The sequence below is a fragment of the Marinobacter sp. CH_CUG1437-1 genome, from assembly GCF_037029655.1.
GTDB lineage: Bacteria > Pseudomonadota > Gammaproteobacteria > Pseudomonadales > Oleiphilaceae > Marinobacter > Marinobacter salsuginis.
Window position 1 is genome coordinate 337,060 of sequence record NZ_JAYMEW010000001.1, and the last position, 16,800, is coordinate 353,859.

16 protein-coding genes are annotated in these 16,800 nt (G+C 59.0%); 6 read left to right on the forward strand and 10 right to left on the reverse strand.

The genetic code is table 11. The features are described 5' to 3' along the window. Position 1: 1 nt before the first annotated feature. The 5 genes from oadA to WA411_RS01590 all read right to left on the reverse strand — a co-directional run bounded on the left by oadA (position 2) and on the right by WA411_RS01590 (position 4,792). The gene (gene oadA / locus WA411_RS01570) at positions 2–1,801 is read right to left on the reverse strand and encodes a sodium-extruding oxaloacetate decarboxylase subunit alpha (RefSeq protein ID WP_291905338.1); all 1,800 of its coding nucleotides are present in this window, start codon (positions 1,799–1,801) and stop codon (positions 2–4) included. 21 nt (positions 1,802–1,822) lie between these two features. After that, positions 1,823–3,244: an acetyl-CoA carboxylase biotin carboxylase subunit gene (locus WA411_RS01575; RefSeq protein ID WP_069182600.1), complete on the reverse strand. Its 1,422-nt coding sequence runs from the start codon at positions 3,242–3,244 to the stop codon at positions 1,823–1,825. An 80-nt stretch (positions 3,245–3,324) separates the two neighbouring features. Beyond that, a complete protein-coding gene (locus WA411_RS01580; protein WP_291905335.1) occupies positions 3,325–3,588 on the reverse strand; it encodes a hypothetical protein in 264 nt (87 codons plus the stop codon). 205 nt (positions 3,589–3,793) lie between these two features. Continuing rightward, a complete protein-coding gene (locus tag WA411_RS01585; RefSeq protein ID WP_069182598.1) occupies positions 3,794–4,393 on the reverse strand; it encodes a hypothetical protein in 600 nt (199 codons plus the stop codon). Positions 4,394–4,465: 72 nt separating this feature from the next. Continuing rightward, positions 4,466–4,792 (reverse strand): hypothetical protein, encoded by a 327-nt coding sequence (locus WA411_RS01590; protein ID WP_291905333.1) that lies wholly within the window; start codon positions 4,790–4,792, stop codon positions 4,466–4,468. 297 nt (positions 4,793–5,089) lie between these two features. Between WA411_RS01590 and WA411_RS01595 the strand changes: the two genes are divergently transcribed. From WA411_RS01595 to WA411_RS01605, 3 genes are all read left to right on the forward strand, one after another. Beyond that, positions 5,090–6,286 carry an acyl-CoA dehydrogenase family protein gene (locus WA411_RS01595; RefSeq protein ID WP_291905330.1) on the forward strand — a complete coding sequence of 399 codons (1,197 nt, stop codon included), beginning with the start codon at positions 5,090–5,092 and terminating at the stop codon, positions 6,284–6,286. Positions 6,287–6,296: 10 nt separating this feature from the next. After that, the gene (locus WA411_RS01600; RefSeq protein ID WP_153634252.1) at positions 6,297–7,439 is read left to right on the forward strand and encodes an acyl-CoA dehydrogenase family protein; all 1,143 of its coding nucleotides are present in this window, start codon (positions 6,297–6,299) and stop codon (positions 7,437–7,439) included. 117 nt (positions 7,440–7,556) lie between these two features. Next, positions 7,557–8,012, forward strand: a complete 456-nt coding sequence (locus tag WA411_RS01605; RefSeq protein ID WP_291905328.1) for a MaoC family dehydratase — start codon at positions 7,557–7,559, stop codon at positions 8,010–8,012. A 48-nt stretch (positions 8,013–8,060) separates the two neighbouring features. On the opposite strand, the gene WA411_RS01610 is transcribed toward WA411_RS01605, so the two are convergent. The 5 genes from WA411_RS01610 to WA411_RS01630 are packed head-to-tail and all read right to left on the reverse strand — an operon-like array spanning position 8,061 to position 13,348. Next, positions 8,061–9,725: a long-chain fatty acid--CoA ligase gene (locus WA411_RS01610; protein WP_291905325.1), complete on the reverse strand. Its 1,665-nt coding sequence runs from the start codon at positions 9,723–9,725 to the stop codon at positions 8,061–8,063. Positions 9,726–9,779: 54 nt separating this feature from the next. Then, positions 9,780–10,838: a phosphotransferase gene (locus WA411_RS01615; protein WP_291905322.1), complete on the reverse strand. Its 1,059-nt coding sequence runs from the start codon at positions 10,836–10,838 to the stop codon at positions 9,780–9,782. Positions 10,839–10,857: 19 nt separating this feature from the next. Further along, positions 10,858–11,625 carry an SDR family NAD(P)-dependent oxidoreductase gene (locus WA411_RS01620; RefSeq protein ID WP_291905319.1) on the reverse strand — a complete coding sequence of 256 codons (768 nt, stop codon included), beginning with the start codon at positions 11,623–11,625 and terminating at the stop codon, positions 10,858–10,860. A 23-nt stretch (positions 11,626–11,648) separates the two neighbouring features. After that, positions 11,649–12,851 (reverse strand): acyl-CoA dehydrogenase family protein, encoded by a 1,203-nt coding sequence (locus WA411_RS01625; protein WP_291905316.1) that lies wholly within the window; start codon positions 12,849–12,851, stop codon positions 11,649–11,651. A gap of 56 nt (positions 12,852–12,907) precedes the next feature. Next, positions 12,908–13,348, reverse strand: coding sequence for a PaaI family thioesterase (locus WA411_RS01630; protein WP_291905313.1), 441 nt, complete (start codon positions 13,346–13,348; stop codon positions 12,908–12,910). A gap of 430 nt (positions 13,349–13,778) precedes the next feature. On the opposite strand from WA411_RS01630, the gene dctP reads away from it, so the two are divergent. The 3 genes from dctP (at position 13,779) to WA411_RS01645 (ending at position 16,766) form a co-directional block, all read left to right on the forward strand. After that, positions 13,779–14,825, forward strand: coding sequence for a TRAP transporter substrate-binding protein DctP (gene dctP / locus WA411_RS01635; protein ID WP_069182587.1), 1,047 nt, complete (start codon positions 13,779–13,781; stop codon positions 14,823–14,825). 94 nt (positions 14,826–14,919) lie between these two features. After that, the gene (locus WA411_RS01640) at positions 14,920–15,459 is read left to right on the forward strand and encodes a TRAP transporter small permease subunit (protein ID WP_153634439.1); all 540 of its coding nucleotides are present in this window, start codon (positions 14,920–14,922) and stop codon (positions 15,457–15,459) included. Then, positions 15,456–16,766: a TRAP transporter large permease gene (locus tag WA411_RS01645; RefSeq protein WP_153634248.1), complete on the forward strand. Its 1,311-nt coding sequence runs from the start codon at positions 15,456–15,458 to the stop codon at positions 16,764–16,766. The genes WA411_RS01640 and WA411_RS01645 overlap by 4 nt, the downstream gene beginning before the upstream one ends. Positions 16,767–16,800: the final 34 nt, after the last annotated feature.

Here is a 16,800-nt window from a genome sequence, read left to right on the forward strand (position 1 = left end):
ACTATGCGATCTCCACCAAAACCTCGCCGGGCACCACGCGATCACCCTTGGCAATGAACACACCGGTAATCTTTCCGGCCGTGGTCGCCTTGACTTCAGTCTCCATCTTCATGGCCTCGATGATCAGCACCGGGTCGCCAGCCTGAACCTCGTCGCCCTCCTTCACCAGCACATCCACGATGTTGCCAGGCATGCTGGTTGTCACATGACCTTCCTTCGTGGCGGTCGCCCGGCCACCGCTGGAGCGGGCGCCCTCGCCATCTTCTCCCAATGACGCAAGGTGAATTTCCTCCGGCACGCCATCAACGGTCATGTAGAAACGACGCTCATTCTCTCCGGAGGGGTTGGCGCCGGTGACGTGGATATCGTAGCTCTCGCCATGAACCGTGATCTTGAATTTGCTGGAGACCGAGCCGCCCGAAGAACCGGTGGGAATCGGCTCCAGGGGCTCCGGCTGCAGCGTGCCGTCACGCCGTTGCTCAAGATACGCCTTGGCCTGGTCCGGGAACATGGCGTAGGTGAGCACATCCTCCTCGCTGGTGGCCAGATCGCCCACCTGTGTACGCAGCTCGTCCAGCTCCCGCGGAATCAGGTTGGCAGGGCGCTCTTCAATCAGCTCTTCCTTGCCCACGGCGCGCTGCTGGAGCGATTTATCGACCGCGGCCGGTGCCTTGCCATACCAACCCTGGAGGTATTTCTTCACCTCGTTGGTGATGGAGTCATAGCGCTTGCCGGCCAGCACGTTGATCACCGCCTGGGTACCCACAATCTGGGAGGTGGGTGTAACCAGTGGCGGGTAACCGAGATCCTTGCGTACCCGTGGAATTTCCTCGAACACGTCCTGGATGCGATCTAGCGCACCCTGCTCCTTCAACTGGTTGGCCAGGTTGGACATCATGCCACCGGGCACCTGGGACAGGAGCACCGAGGTATCAACACCGTTGTAGGCGCTCTCGAACTGGTGATACTTCTTGCGCACTTCCCGGAAATGGCGTGTTGCCTTGTCGAGCAGCTCAAGGTTCAGGCCGGTTTCCAGGCCGGCATCATGCAGTGCCGCCACCAGGGATTCCGTGGGCGGATGGCTGGTGCCGCCGGCAAAGGCCGACAGGGCGGTATCGATATGGTCAACGCCGGCTTCCATGGCCGCCCACTGGCACATGGGCGCCATGCCCGAAGTGGCGTGGGAGTGCAGGAACACCGGTAAATCCAGGGTCTGCTTCAGTTTTCCGACCAGCTCGGCGGTTACCGCCGGCGTCAGCAGCCCGGCCATGTCCTTGATCGCGATACTGTCCGCACCCATGTCGGCCATGGCCTTGGCCTGTTCCAGATAGGCATCGGTGCCATGTACCGGGCTTACGGTATAGCAGATGGTGCCCTGAGCGTGTTTGCCGGCCTTATTGACCGCCTTGATGCTGGTTTCGAGATTGCGCACATCGTTCAAGGCATCAAAAATGCGGAACACATCCATGCCATTCTCCGCAGCCTTGGCCACGAATGCCTCGACCACGTCATCACCATAATGGCGATAACCCAGCAGGTTCTGGCCGCGCAGCAACATCTGCAGTCGGGTGTTCGGCAGGGCCTTTCTCAGGGTCCGCAGGCGCTCCCAGGGATCTTCTTTCAGAAAACGTACACAGGCGTCGAACGTGGCGCCGCCCCAGCACTCCAGGGACCAGTAGCCAGCCTGGTCCAGCCACTCGCAGGCCGGAAGCATGTCTTCGGTACGCATGCGGGTGGCGATCAGGGACTGGTGGGCGTCCCTGAGAATAACGTCGGTAATGTGAATCTTGCGCTTGGTCATTGGGATCTCTCCGATGTTCTTTTACAGGCCCGCCTGCGCCGCGATGGCCGCGGCAATGGCTGTGGCGATGGATTCCGGGCGGGTTTTGCTGCTGTACTCAAGCAATTGGGGATTGCGCTCCACAAAGCCGGTATTGAAGTCGGCGGCCTGGAAATCCGGGTGCTCGAGAATCTGTTTGTAATAAGGAATGGTGGTCTGGACGCCATAGATGCCCATATCCCCGAGGGCACGTCGGGAGCGGGCAATCAGCTCGTCCCAATCCATGGCCCAGACAATCAGCTTGGCGCACATGGAGTCGTAATAAGGAGGAATCTCGTAACCGGTGTACATATTGGCATCGGTACGCACGCCCGGGCCGCCGGCTGAATAGTAGCGGCTGATGCGGCCAAAACTCGGCAGAAAGCCGTTCTTCGGATCCTCGGCGTTGATACGGAACTGGGCCGCGAATCCCCGGTAGGAGATGTCTTCCTGCCTGAGGCCCAGCGGTTCTCCGGCCGCGATCCGGATCTGGGCCTTGATGATATCCACCCCGGTAATTTCCTCGGTGATGGTGTGTTCCACCTGGACCCGGGTGTTCATTTCCATGAAGTAGAAACTGCCGTCATGGTCCAGCAGGAACTCAACGGTGCCGGCATTCACATACCCGCACTGCTTCGCTACCCGCTTGGCCAGATCACCGATGTATTCGCGCTGGCTTTCCTCCAGTTGCGGCGACGGCGCCAGCTCAATCAGTTTCTGGTTGCGGCGCTGAATGGAGCAATCCCGCTCGTACAGGTGGACAACGTTGCCGTGGGTATCGGCCAGAATCTGTACCTCGATGTGACGGGGCTCGATGATGCATTTCTCGAGAAACACCTCGGCACTACCAAACGCTTTGGTGGCCTCGGAGATTACCCGCTCGTAGTTCTGCCGAAGCTCCTTTTCGTTGTCGCAGCGGCGGATACCCCGGCCGCCCCCGCCGGAGGTGGCCTTCAGCATCACCGGGTAGCCGATCTCCTCGGCCTGGGCTACGGCATCTTCCACATCTTCAAGATTGCCTTCCGATCCGGGAGTCACCGGCACGCCCGCAGCAACGGCGGTCTGGCGCGCCTGAGTCTTGTCACCCATGGATGAAATCGCGTTCGCAGAAGGCCCCACAAAGGTGATGCCCCGCTGCTCGCAGATAGCTGCAAGCTCGGCATTCTCGGACAGAAATCCGTAACCGGGATGCAGGGCATCGCAGCCGGTTTCCACTGCCATATTCACAATATGGTGGGGGTTCAGGTAACCCGACAGAGGGTCCTTGCTGATCTGATAGGCTTCGTCGGCTTTCTTGACGTGCAGGGAGTACTCGTCGGCCTCCGAATGAATGGCAACTGAGCGTATACCCAGTTCACTGCAGGCCCGGGCAATCCTGACCGCAATCTCTCCGCGATTGGCGATCAGCAGCTTCCGTATAGCCATGGAAAATCCTCCAGGTGATGGAAGTCGTTTAAGTCGAAAGGTTGTTGCTAAGGGCAGGAATGCCCTCTGGACTTGGGGGCTCAGGTAGCAGGTGGCGCCTGCGGCAAGACCGGAAAACTGGCGCAATGGACCAGTCCCGAGAAGCCTTTGATACCTGAAAGAATGCCGTTCTGGTGAAGACTGAAACCCTGTGAGCGGTTGCCATCAGAGAGCCCGCCCTCCAGACCTCCGTCGCTTGTGACATCCGACAATAGCGGGCAGAAACCCGACTCACAGAACAGGGGAGCAGGGTTGGCGTCAGAGGCATAGGCAGGCAGTGAAATCAGGCCCAATGCCAGAATCATCAAGAGGCTTGGAACTCGTATCCGGCAATTTTGTTGGGCGTCCTGCATGGGCGTCCTTTGGTGTGACTAAAGTCGTAGAGAGTGTCACGTGATTACCGCATCGGTTCAATACGGTTTTCTGGGCCAGAAACATCGATTTTTTCGATGCTATTGCTGAAAACAACGTGTCTCCGGCGCCTCATTTGCGCCGGAGACATCAACCAGGTCAGAAGCCGCCTTTCACCACATGGACAATCTCATAGAACTTGGTTGCCCGGTGATCCAGGTCGATGGCGAGATCCAGTCGCTGCAACAGCTCCTCTGCACAAACCAGCCCGCGCAGAAAGGAACGTGAAGGCTGACGCCTGTCGTCATCCAGCACAAGCAGATACCCCTCATGGACTTCACGGAATGTGCTCACCAGATCTCCTACGGTTGCCGCGCGCAAATCCCGATAATGAATAGCCGGCAACTCACTTATCGGGCGCATGATATCCCGCACTCGAACGTCCTTCAGGGGGACGCCTTGTCGATTGGCGACACTCATGGCCTTCTCTCCATTCACATCCTCGATGGCCAGAATCCCCAGGCAATCGCCCGCCTGGTTTTCCACTACTTTAAAGGACGTGTCGGCGAGCCTCATCCACAGCCTCGCCTCGGACACGGACATATCGGAACTCAAGACGGACAATCTATGCTCAGCGAAATCCCTCAGCAGGTGAACGGCCGAATCGTCGCTTCCGATGTGGGACTGGGGTTTTGCGGTAGGCAGCGCGCCGGTCCGCGCCAGATTCTGAACTGGCAATGCGTTGAATACACTGTTCATGACAAACCTCGTAAATCTGAATTCAGGTTGGAGACCCCTGCGTCTGCAGGGACAAATCCGCAATGGTCAGAGTTAAACGAGACTGGGAGGGCCCTGAGGTAGCGCCGGATAGCTCAGCAGCCGGAACGGTGGCTGGATAAAGTCGAGGCTGTCCGAGTAGACGGCCCGGAAGTCCCCTGCAGGGAACAGAAGGGGCGAGGTGATCGAGAAAGATGCATCTGGCGACGAAGGTTCGCTTGTCCCATCCACTGAAATCAGCGTGGGGGCAAAGTGATCGTCCAGCTGGGGATCCAGTGCCGGATGCGACGTTCCATTGAGAAACACCACAAGCAGGCCTGTCACCAGCAATGCCAGCAGGCTGAACTTCAGGGTGCTTCTGTTAACGGAACCACTCGCCATAATTGGTGTCTGCGCTGATAGCGGAAAGGCACTTGCTCATACAAACATATAGCCTTTCAGGCCGGATGCAAGCTCAACTCCGGGTTAAAACTCCGCAATGTAATACGGGGTTCAGAGTGCATGGACAGCGAAAGACTTTTCGGTAAGCCCTGGATTTTACTTCCTCACCGAATACCATGTTTCGCCTAGCGGTACACACTTTTGCATTTATATTGACATGTACCGCTCTTATCTCCGAATATGTAGATATTCTGCCACGCGGTATATGTTTTCGCTTTGAAGCAAGAGAGGCTATTCATGAACTTGAATTACACTACCGAGGAGCTCGCCTTCCGTGATGAGGTCCGCGCGTTCCTGGATGAAAAGCTGCCGGGGGATATCTCCGCCAAGGTAAAAGGGTTCCGCCGGCTGTCCAAGGAGGACCACCAGCGCTGGCAGAAAATACTCAGCGAGCAGGGCTGGTACGCCACTCACTGGCCGGAAGAATACGGCGGTGTAAATTGGAGCCCGGTTCAGAAGCACATCTGGGATGAGGAATCCTCTCGTTATGGGGCGCCCCGTTCCGTGCCTTTCGGCGTCAACATGGTGGCGCCGGTGATTATCAAGTTTGGAACCGAAGAGCAGAAGCAGAGGTACCTGCCAAGAATCCTCAGCGGCGAAGACTGGTGGTGTCAGGGCTACTCCGAGCCGGGCGCCGGTTCGGACCTGGCCTCACTCAAGACCCGGGCCGTGCGCGAGGGCGACCACTACATTGTGAATGGCCAGAAAACCTGGACCACTCTGGGCCAGCACGCCAACATGATTTTCTGCCTCGTTCGCACAAACACCGAAGTGAAGGCCCAGGAGGGCATCTCCTTCCTGCTGATCGACATGAACACCCCGGGCATTACCGTGCGCCCGATCATCACTCTGGACGGCGAGCACGAAGTCAACGAAGTGTTCTTCGAGGACGTGAAGGTTCCTGCAGAAAACCTGGTGGGCGAGGAAGACAAGGGCTGGACCTACGCCAAGTACCTGCTCACATACGAGCGAACCGGCCTGGCCGGCATTGGCATTTCCAAGGCTGCGCTGCAGCACCTGAAGGAGCTGGCAACCCGCCGGATCAAAAATGGTCGCCCGCTGATTGAGGATCCTTCATTCAGCCAGCGCATTGCCCAGGTTGAGATTGACCTGATGGCTGCGGGAATCAGCAACCTGCGGATCATCGCGTCCGTGGAGGGCGGCGGCATGCCGGGAGCGGAAAGCTCCATGCTGAAAGTCCGCGGCACCGAGATTCGCCAGACCATTAACGATCTGGCTCGCCGGGCCATTGGCCCCTACGCCATTCCCTTCGTGGAAGAGGAACTGGACCTGGATTACGAGGGCGACTTCCTGTCGGACGAAAACGCCGCCCCGATTACTCCCCAGTACTTTAACAACCGCAAGCTGTCGATTTTCGGCGGATCCAACGAGATCCAGAAGAACATCGTGTCGAAAATGATTCTCGGGCTTTAAGGAGGCGACCATGGATTTCCGACTGAATGAAGAGCAGCAGATGCTGCAGGACACCGTGGCCCGCCTGGTACGCGGTGAATACAGTTTTGAAAAGCGCCTGGAGTTCAGCGAATCGGAGCTAGGCTTCAGCGCCGATTTCTGGAAACAGCTGGGTGAGCTGGGCCTGACCGCCGTGCCCTTCCCGGAAGAGCTGGGGGGCTTTGGCGGAACCGGTGTTGAAGTACAGAGCGTGATGACCGAGTTGGGCCGCGGCCTTTGCGTTGAGCCCTATCTACAATCGGTGGTTCTGGGCGGCGGGCTGATCAGCCAGGCCGGCAACAGCGAACAACAGGAACGGTGGCTTGGCGGCATTGCCAGCGGTGAGCTTCGCGCTGCTGTTGGACTTCAGGAGGCCCAGAGCTTTTACAACCTGAACGATGTGGAAACCCGCGCCGAGAAGTCCGGTGACGGTTACCTGCTGAATGGTCGCAAGGCGGTCGTGATCGGCGGGCATTGTGCCGACGTGCTGGTGGTATCTGCCCGAACTTCCGGTGACAGCCGCGATGCAGATGGCATCAGCCTGTTCCTGATTCCGGCTGACGCCGAAGGCCTCGAGCGCCGGACTTATCCGACGATTGACGGTTCCAAAGGCTGTGACCTGTTCCTGAACAACGTTCAGCTGGGTCCCGAAGCCCTGCTCGGCGAGGAAGGCAAAGCTGCCGAAGTGATTGAATACCAAACCGGACGCGCCATTTCCGCCCTGTGCGGCGAAGCCGTAGGCGCCATGGAAGTGGCCTGTGACCTGACTCTGGAATACCTGAAGCAGCGCAAGCAGTTCGGCGTGCCCATCGGCAAATTCCAGGTGCTTCAGCACCGGATGGTGGACATGATGTCCGAGCTGGAACAGGCCCGCTCCATGGCCATCCTGGCGGCTAGCGTGGCCGACGAGCCCCAGAGCGACGAGCGCCGTCGAATCCTGGCCGCCGCCAAGAACGTGATCGGCCGCAGCGGCCAGTTCATCTCCGAACAGGGCGTCCAATCCCACGGCGGTATCGGCATGACCTGGGAGTACAACTTCGCCCACTACGCCAAGCGCCTGGTGATGATCAATCATCAGCTCGGCGATGACGACTTCCATCTGGAGGCTTACGCCACTCTTTTACAGGCAAGCTAGAATCCCCTCATCAGTGAGCCTGGGGCCTTGTCATTTTGAGGCCTTTTTGAGGGGTGGTCGCCAGACCACCCCTTTTTTAATCCGGAGGCGGACAACGGTTATCACCAGGGAGCGCTCATGAAAGAGATAAATCTTACGGAACTGGCAGGTCTGGCGGGGCAACTGGAGAGCCACAGCCCCTGGCTCACCATCACCCAGGAGATGGTCAATGCCTTTGCCGATGTGACCGGTGATCATCAATGGATTCACATTGATGTGGAGCGGGCCAGGCGCGAATCACCCTGGAAAAGCCCCATCGCCCATGGCTATCTCACGGTCTCGCTCATCTCGAAACTGAACCCCCAAGCGCTCCGGGTGACCGGGCCGTCCGCCACCATCAATTACGGATTGAACCGGCTGCGCTTCCCATCGGCGGTGAAAGTCGGCTCGGACATTCGTACCCGCGTGGAACTACTCTCTGTTGATCAGGTGGATGATCAGCGCCAGCTAGCCACCTACAAGACCACTATTGAGATCCGGGGTGAAGACAGGCCTGCCTGTGTGGCAGAGACTCTGATGATGTATGTTGCCTGACGGGCCCGGATCGGCGGGAGCCCGAACGAGGCTCGACTCTCCGCCTGTTCAGGCATTCTGCTTCCATTCCTCTTCCTGCAGGGCCCGCCACATCAGCTTGCCAGTAGGGGATTTCGGCAGTGCCTCCACAAACTCCACAATGGTCGGTATCTTGTAGGCCGCCATCTGCTCACGGCACCAGTTGATGATGTCTTCTGCCGAGGTTTTTCCCTCCGCCTCGGATGTCAGGACAATGCAGGCCTTGACCGTTTCACCCCGTTTCGGGTCTGGTGCAGAGATGATGCAGACTTCGTGGATGGCCGGGTGCCGGTACATCAGACCCTCCACCTCGGAGGGCCAGACCTTGAAACCGGACGCGTTGATCATGCGCTTGACCCGATCCACCATGAAGAAATAGCCGTCCTCGTCGTAGTAGCCGAGATCCCCGGTACGGAAGAAACGCTTGCCGTCGATCTCCACGAACGCGGCTTCGGTTTCCGCCGGCCGGTTCCAGTACCCGATGGTGACCTGCGGGCCAGACGATACAATTTCACCGGTTTCACCGGGGCCCTTTTCCTCCAGGGTATCCACATCGATTATCCGGCTGTCCACATCGAAAACAGGGATACCCAGGCACTGGGCCTTGGGTTGCTTGACCGGGTTAATGTGCGTAGCGGCCATGGTCTCGGACAGGCCGTAGCCCTCGATATAATCCAGCCCAGTCATGGTTTTCAGCTTTTCCGCCACCGCCGCCGGCATGGCCGCCCCTCCCCCGCCGATGGTATTCAGGCTGCTGAGGTCGTACTGGCCAATGTCCGGATTCGACAGGAAGTCCACCGCCATGGTCACGATGTTGGTCCAGCCGGTCACCCGGTAGCGCTCGATCAGACGGGCAGCCGTAGTGCGGTCCCAGCGTGTCATGATCACCGACGTCGAACCGCTGTAGATGGGACTGTTCATGGAGCCAGTCATGCCGGTTACATGGAAGAACGGCAGTGTGGACAGTTGCACCGTATCCGGTGTGCTCAGGTTCCAGAAGGCACGGTGCATCGCCGTTGCCATGACCGAGCGATGGGTATGCATACAGCCCTTGGGCGCACCGGTCGTACCCGAGCTGTAGGGGATGACGGCCAGATCGGCAGGTCCAGCCGTGTGGGCTGACGGCTCGTACCCGGCCGCCAGGGCAGCCTCCCAGGTCACCACACCCCGTACACCCCGGGACCAGACCGGGGCCGCAACTTCCGCCGGAAGATCGAGATCGGTATCCGGTTTGATGTAGCTGCTGTAGGAGGCCACCACAACCTGCTTCAGATCCGTTTCCGGCAACAGAGGAATGATGAAGTCCGCCAGCTCCTGGCCGGCCAGGCAGATTGAGGCTCCCGTGTCGGCAATAAAATGCTCGAGCTCGGCGGCACGGTTCATCGGATTGACCGGAATCACCACGGCGCCTGCCCTCAGGATGGCGTAGTAGGCGATCACGTACTGCGGCGAGTTCTGCATGTAGAGCAGCACCCGATCCCCCTTCCCGACGCCCTGTGACTGCAGGTAGCCCGCCATGGTTTCCACTTCCGACAGAAGACGTCGGTAGGTAAGGGGCGCATCGTAGAAGATGATCGCGTTATGGTCCGGGTAGCGGAGCGCAGATATTTCCAGGTTCCTGAAAACACTGGTTTCCGGCAGGGTCATGGTCTTGGGCAGTTCTCGGGGCCAGACCTTGAAATGGCGTGTGAACATGCGTGTTGCTCTCCAGGGTTCAGTCAGTCGGCCACAGGTGCAGCCAGCTATTATTCATTGGTGCTCGCTGGCAATCTGCCAGCCGATGTCCGCCAACAGGCTGGCCCGCCTGCCGACATTCAGCGCGTTGGCATTGGCGGCGTTACCGTCCAGCGCCCGCTTGTAGACCCCCTGCAGGATCGCAGCCAGCCGAAACAGGGAAAACGCCAGGAACACGTGCCAGTCATCAATACCGTCGCGCCCGGTCTGCGCGCAGTAGCGGGCGATCGTCGTCTGTTCATCGGGAATACCCAATGCCTCCAGATCCTCTCCCTGCAAACCGCGCATGCCTTCCATATCGGAGGGCAGATAGTACGGCAGGCAGAAGTAGGCCAGATCCGCCAGCGGATGGCCCAGCGTCGACAGCTCCCAATCGAGGATCCCGATCACCTCGGGCTTGTCCGGCGCCAGCATGAGGTTGCCGAACCGGTAGTCGCCGTGGGCGATGGCGGTTTCGTCCGCGGCCGGAATATTCTCCGGCAACCAGGCCATGAGCTTGTCCATGGCGGGCAGCTCGTCCGTCTTCGAAGCCAGATACTGCTTGCTCCACCGGGCTACCTGTCGTGCCACGTAACCTTCCGGACGGCCGTAATCTCCGAGGCCGATCGCGTTCACGTCCACCGAGTGCAGGGTCGCCAGCGTATCGACGGCCGAGCGGTGGGCCAGCAGGCGGTCCTCCCGGACCAGGTCAGGCAATGCCGAATGACTGATGATCCGGCCGTGCAGAAAGTCCATGACATAGAACGGTGTCCCAATAACGGCGCTGTCTTCGCACAGCACCCTCACCCTGGGAACCGGGACCCCGGTGTGGTCTGCCAAGGCCTTCATAACCCGGTATTCGCGCTCCACCATATGGGCCGAGGGAAGGGTTTTCCCGGGCGGCTTCTTGCGCAGGACGTATTGCCCGCCATCGGTATCCAGCAGGAACGTCGGGTTGGACTGTCCACCCTGGAACTGCCGAACGTCCAGCCGCTCACCCACCTCGGGCAGTTCTGCCTGAAGCCAGGCCAGCAGCCGCTCCTCGTCAAACCTGTGTGCCGGTAAAACGTCTACCAGCTCTGGTGCTGTTGTCATAGCGTCTCTATAGAGTCCGTTAGCAAATGGTCTCGCCACCGTCGGCAACGATAACCTGGCCGGTGATGTACGCACTCGCCCTGGTGGACAGGAACACGGCCAGGCCGGCGATATCGACCGGATCACCGATCCGGCGCAGCGGGGTCTTGTCCTCCGCCCGCTTCACCCGAACCGGATCTTCCCAGAGGGCCTTGGCGAAGTCGGTCTTGATCAGGCCCGGGGCGATGCTGTTAACGCGGATCCCTTTTGGCCCCCACTCCACCGCCAGGTTGCGGGCCAGGGCCGCCTCGGCGGCTTTCGACACCCCGTAGGTTCCGATGGTGGTGTTTCCCCGAAGGCCGGCAATGCTGGACAGCAGAACCACCGCCCCTTCACCCTTCTCCGCCATCTGGGGCAGGACCATGTTGGTGAGCCAGAAGGTGCCCTTCACGTTGGTGTCCATGATCTTGTCCCAGGCCTCATCGCTCATCTCCGCCGTGGTGCCGTAAACGGGGTTCGTGGCCGCGTTGCACACCAGCACGTCGATCGGGCCCCAGGCTTCGTTGGTCCGGTCGACCAGATTCTGCAAATCGTCTTTCCGGCCCACATGGCAGGGCACGGCCATGGCTTCGAAGCCCTGCGCTTTCAGTTCGGCAGCCACCTGCTCGCAGGCGTCCGCCTTGCGGCTGGAAATCACCACCCGGGCGCCGAGACGTGCCATTTCCTCGGCGATAGCGCGGCCAATGCCCTTGGTTGAGCCGGTAATGACAGCGACCTTGCCGGCCATATCAAACAGCGAATTGGTCATGGTTCAATCCTCTTGCCGGTGAATCAGCGATACTGACGAAGTTCCATCTTGGCCACGGAGTCCAGATGCACCTCATCCGGGCCGTCCGCCAGTCGCAGGGTCCGTACCTTGGCCCAGGCTGAAGCGAGGAAGGTATCCTGGCTGACTCCGGCACCGCCGTGAACCTGGATCGCCCGGTCGAGTACCTTCAGCGCCATACTCGGTGCGATCACCTTGATCATGGCGATCTCCTGGCGCGCCACCTTGTTGCCCACGGTATCCATCATGTGCGCCGCCTTGAGTGTCATCAGGCGCGCCTGCTCGATTTCGATGCGGCTGCGGGCGATGTCCTTGCGGATGGAATCGAAACTCGACAGCGGCTTGCCGAAGGCCTCTCGCTCGCCGGCACGACGACACATCAACTCCAGGGCCCGTTCGGCAACACCGATGGTGCGCATGCAGTGGTGGATCCGGCCCGGCCCGAGCCGGCCCTGTGCAATCTCAAAGCCCCGGCCCTCACCGAGCAGAATATTGCTGGCCGGTACCCGCACGTTGTCGTAGTGAATCTCGGCGTGACCGTGAGGCGCATGGTCGTAACCGAACACGGTCAGCGGTCGGATCATCTTCACACCCGGCGTATCCAGTGGCACAAGAATCATCGACTGCTGTTTGTGTTTCTCGGCGGTGGGGTCGGTCTTGCCCATAACGATGGCAATTTTCGATGTCGTAGTCATGGCGCCGGAGGACCACCACTTCCGGCCATTGATCACATACTCATCACCCTCGCGGCGGATTTCACAGGCGATGTTGGTGGCGTCGGAGGAAGCCACATCGGGCTCGGTCATCGAGAAGCAGGATCGGATTTCCCCGGCAAGCAGCGGCTTGAGCCACTGCTCCTGCTGTTCGGCGTTGCCAAAGCGGGCAATGGTTTCCATGTTGCCGGTATCAGGTGCGGAACAGTTGAACACTTCCGGTGCCATCTCCGAGCGGCCCATGATTTCGCACAGATGGGCGTATTCGTAATTGCTCAGCCCGGCACCGTAGTCGCTTTCGGGGAGAAAAAGGTTCCAGAGGCCCTCGGCCTTTGCTTTCGCTTTCAGTTCTTCGATGATCGGAACCGGAGCCCAGCGGTTCTCGGCCTGCGCGATCTGCTCGTGATGCAGGTGCTCGTTGGGATAGATGTGCTCATCCATGAAGGCCCTGAGCTGCGACTGTAGCGCTTTCGCTTTATCAGACAGATCGAACATGTCCGCTTCCTCTTGTTGGTATTGGTTCTTCGGCCATCGAGCTGCCAGGCCGGCCGTCAGATCGGAACACCCTCTGGCTTGTCGCTGCCAGAGCGGATACGAAAGGTGCCCTCGCCAATGGCCAGCAGGTTGCCTTTGTCGTCATGCACTTCGCCGGTGCTGTTGAAGATCCGGCGCCCCCCGGCGCGTTTTCTGCCGGTTACCCGAATCACTCCCTCGGAACACTGGCCGGTAAACGTGGTGGTAAGCGACAGGGTGACTGCCTTGCGCATCCGGCCCGGAAAGGGACAGTAGGTTCCGGCCTGTGCCATGGCTATGTCCAACAGCGACGTCAGCACACCACCATGGATAACGCCGCCAAGATTCAGATGCACGGGCCGAAGCTCAAGCTCGACGACCGCTTCATTTTCCTCCCAGGACGCCTGACGGTAGCCAAGCAGACTGTGAAAACCGGGCAGATCCTGCCCGTGGGTAATGTGGCGGCTTTCCTCATTCATCAGACATTCATTCCAGATGGGCCAGGCGGCTAATGTTGTCTTTGTAGTTCTGTTGTTTTTGTAATTTGTCACGCCTTACGGTTTTGAGTCAATATATTTGAAAGGTTGTTTCATCTAGCAAAACACAATAGAGAAAGATCGACGAAAAATGAAAAGTGCAACGAGTAGCGGGCGGAACTTTTTGGCTATCAAAGCCGCTTACAGCCTTCCATGATCAGGCGTCAGGCGCTGATGTCGCAGGTCCGCGACGGTGAAAACGGTTCTTTTGAGCTACTCTTCGACCACGCGCAGCTGCAAATCGGAACGACAAACATCCTATTGCAAAGCCCGAATGATGTGATAGATTCAGAGAATACAATTCACCCTGCAGTTGTGAGTTCTGCACAGTGAAACAAGGCAAAGCCACTACAACAATCAACGAGGCAAGCTCATGAAACTCTTTGCTACTGCTCGCAAGACTCTGACGGTGTATGCGTCAGCCTTTACCCTCGGTATTACCGCCGCGCTCTCGGCAGCACCCGCTGCGGCCCAGGACACCTTCACCTGGAAGGTTCAGTCCCATTGGCCCGGATCCAGCAGCTCCTACACTGACAGCCTTGGCCGCATCAAACGAGTGCTCGAAGAGCGCACCGATGGCCGCCTGAAACTGCAACTTTACGAGGCCGGCGCACTGTTCAAGGCCACGGACACCTTCAACGCGGTGAGTCGTGGCATCCTGGAAATGGGCACCATTTCCCCGGCCTATGCCCAGGACAAGGTCTCACTCGCGGGCATTGCCTCCGGTCTGCCGTTCGCGTTCCGTAATGTCTGGGAAGCCGCCTATTTCCACCAGAACCTGGGGTTCGAGCAGATGCTCCGTGACGAAGCCGCAGAGCACGGCGTTTACTGGGCGACCGACAAGGTCTACCCGACCGAAATGGTGGTCAAGGAACCCATTGAAAGCGTGGAAGACTTCAACAGCCTGAAGATCCGCTCCTCCGGCGCTCTGCAAACCTTCCTGACCGAGGCTGGCGCCGCGGCATCCTACATTCCCGGCAGTGAACTCTACTCGGCACTGGATTCCGGCATTGTCGACGGTGCCCACTGGGGTGCGGCACAGGGCGCCTATAGCATGGGCCTGTATGAAGTGGCCAAACACCACGTTCAGCCTGCCCTGAACATTGCCGGCACCGACGTGATCATCGTCAGCCAGAAGGCTCTGGACAAGCTGCCGGAAGACATGCAGAAGATCGTCAAGGACGCCCTCAACGAGCAGTTCTGGATCCGCACCAACGAATACCAGTACAAAGAGCGCATCACCCTGGCCAAGGCTATCGAAGAGCAGGGTGTGCAACTGAATGTTCTGCCGGACGAAGTTCAGGACAAACTGGTCGCCACGGCCCAGGCCATGTGGGATGAGGAAGGCAAGCGCAGCGAGAACGCCAAGAAGGCACTCGACATGCTGAAAGGTTACCTGGCCGACCTCGGCTATCTCTGATCGACCAGTGTTCTGACCAGGGCCGGGGTCTTCGACTCCGGCCTTTCTTTCCCCGAACCAAACCAGCATCCCGTGGGAGATTGCCGTGAGTGTGATGATCGCCGCATTCATGAGGGGGGTTACCCGTCTCAATGATTTTATCGGCCGGTGGGTGGCCCTCCTCATTTTCGCGATGTTCGTGTTCCTGCTTCTGGAAGTTGGATTCCGTTATCTGCTCAACTCCCCCACGGTCTGGACCAACGAGCTGACCCAGATGCTTTTCGGCATCTACGCGGTGATGTCCGGCGGCTACATCATGGCCCATCGGGGCCACGTAAATGTGGATCTGTTGCATTCGCACCTGAAGCCCCGCAAGCGCGCGGCCCTGGACATCGTTACCTCCCTGGTCTTTTTCATTTTCACGCTTGCCCTGCTGTGGTTCGGGATCGACATGGCGCAGGAATCCATGTCCAGCTGGGAAACCTCCTATTCGGCGTGGAATCCCCCCATCTGGCCGGTGAAGCTGGCCATTCCCGTCGGCACCGCTCTGCTGGTTCTGCAGGGACTGGTCAAACTGCTTGAAGACATCGCCGTGGCCTTTAACCTGGATTACTACACGCCCGAAGAAGCCGAGTCTGAAGGAGATCAGCTGTGAGCATTGAAGCCCTGACTCTCCTGTTTTTCGGTTCGCTGCTGTTTTTCCTGCTGCTAGGCCTGCCGCTGGCATTTGTTCTCGGTGGCGTATCGGTGGTGTTCTTGTATTTCACCTGGGGCTTCGACTCTTTCTATATGGTGGCCTCGCAGATCTGGGGCACCATGGAAAGCTTCACCCTGGTTGCCATCCCTCTGTTCGTCTTCATGGCCATGATTCTGGAGCGTACCGGTGTCGCCCGGGATCTTTACCGGATGATGCATCTCTGGTGCGGTGGCCTTAGAGGCGGATTGGCTCTGGGCACTCTTGGGATCTGTGCGGTGTTTGCTGCCATGGTGGGCATCAGCGGTGCTGCAGTGGTGGCCATGGGCACCATCGCCCTGCCGTCGATGCTGGAACGGGGCTATGACAAAAACATGGCCCTGGGCGTGATCAATACCGGCGGTGGCTGGGGCATATTGATTCCGCCCAGTATCCTGATGATCCTGTACGCGCTGATCACCGGCGTTTCCGTCGGCCAGATGTTTGCTGCCGGCATTATGCCGGGCATTCTGCTGATGGTGCTGACCGCCATCTACATCCTTGTGCGTTGCCACCTGCAGCCGGACCTGGCGCCGGCGCTGCCCAAGGAAGAGCGAGGCACCTGGCCAGAGAAATTGCGGGCTCTGCGAGCCGTGCTGCTACCTATCGGCGTTGTCGTCATGGTTCTGGGCTCGATTATCGGCGGTATCACCACCCCGACCGAAGCCGCTGCCATGGGCGTTCTGGGCGCGCTCATCTCAGCGGCCGTCTACAAACAGTTCAAGTGGAGCATCCTGAAGGAGGCGGCTATCCGCACCTTCAAGCTCACCGGCATGATCATGTGGATCCTGTTTGCCGCCCATGCCTTCAGCGCAGCCTACCAGAGCATGGGCGCCCAGGAACTGATCGAAGGCCTGATGAACATGGTGCCCGGCGGGCCCTGGGGCATCATCATCGCCATGATGGTAATTGTGTTCCTGCTGGCCATGGTGCTGGACCCCGTGGGTATTATGCTGATCACCCTGCCGGTGTTCATGCCGATCGTGGAATCCCTCGGTTTCGATCCGATCTGGTTCGGCATCCTGTTCGTGATCAACATGGAAATCGGCTACATGACGCCACCCTTCGGCTTCAACCTGTTCTATCTCAAGGGCATCGTGCCGCCGTCGATCACCATGAAGGATATCTACAAGTCGATCATTCCCTTCGTGATTGTGGAAATCATCGGCATCATCCTGATCATGATCTTCCCGGAAATTGCCACCTGGCTGCCGGAGTTGTTGTTCTGAAGCTGACATAACAGCACAGTTGCCAGACAAAGCG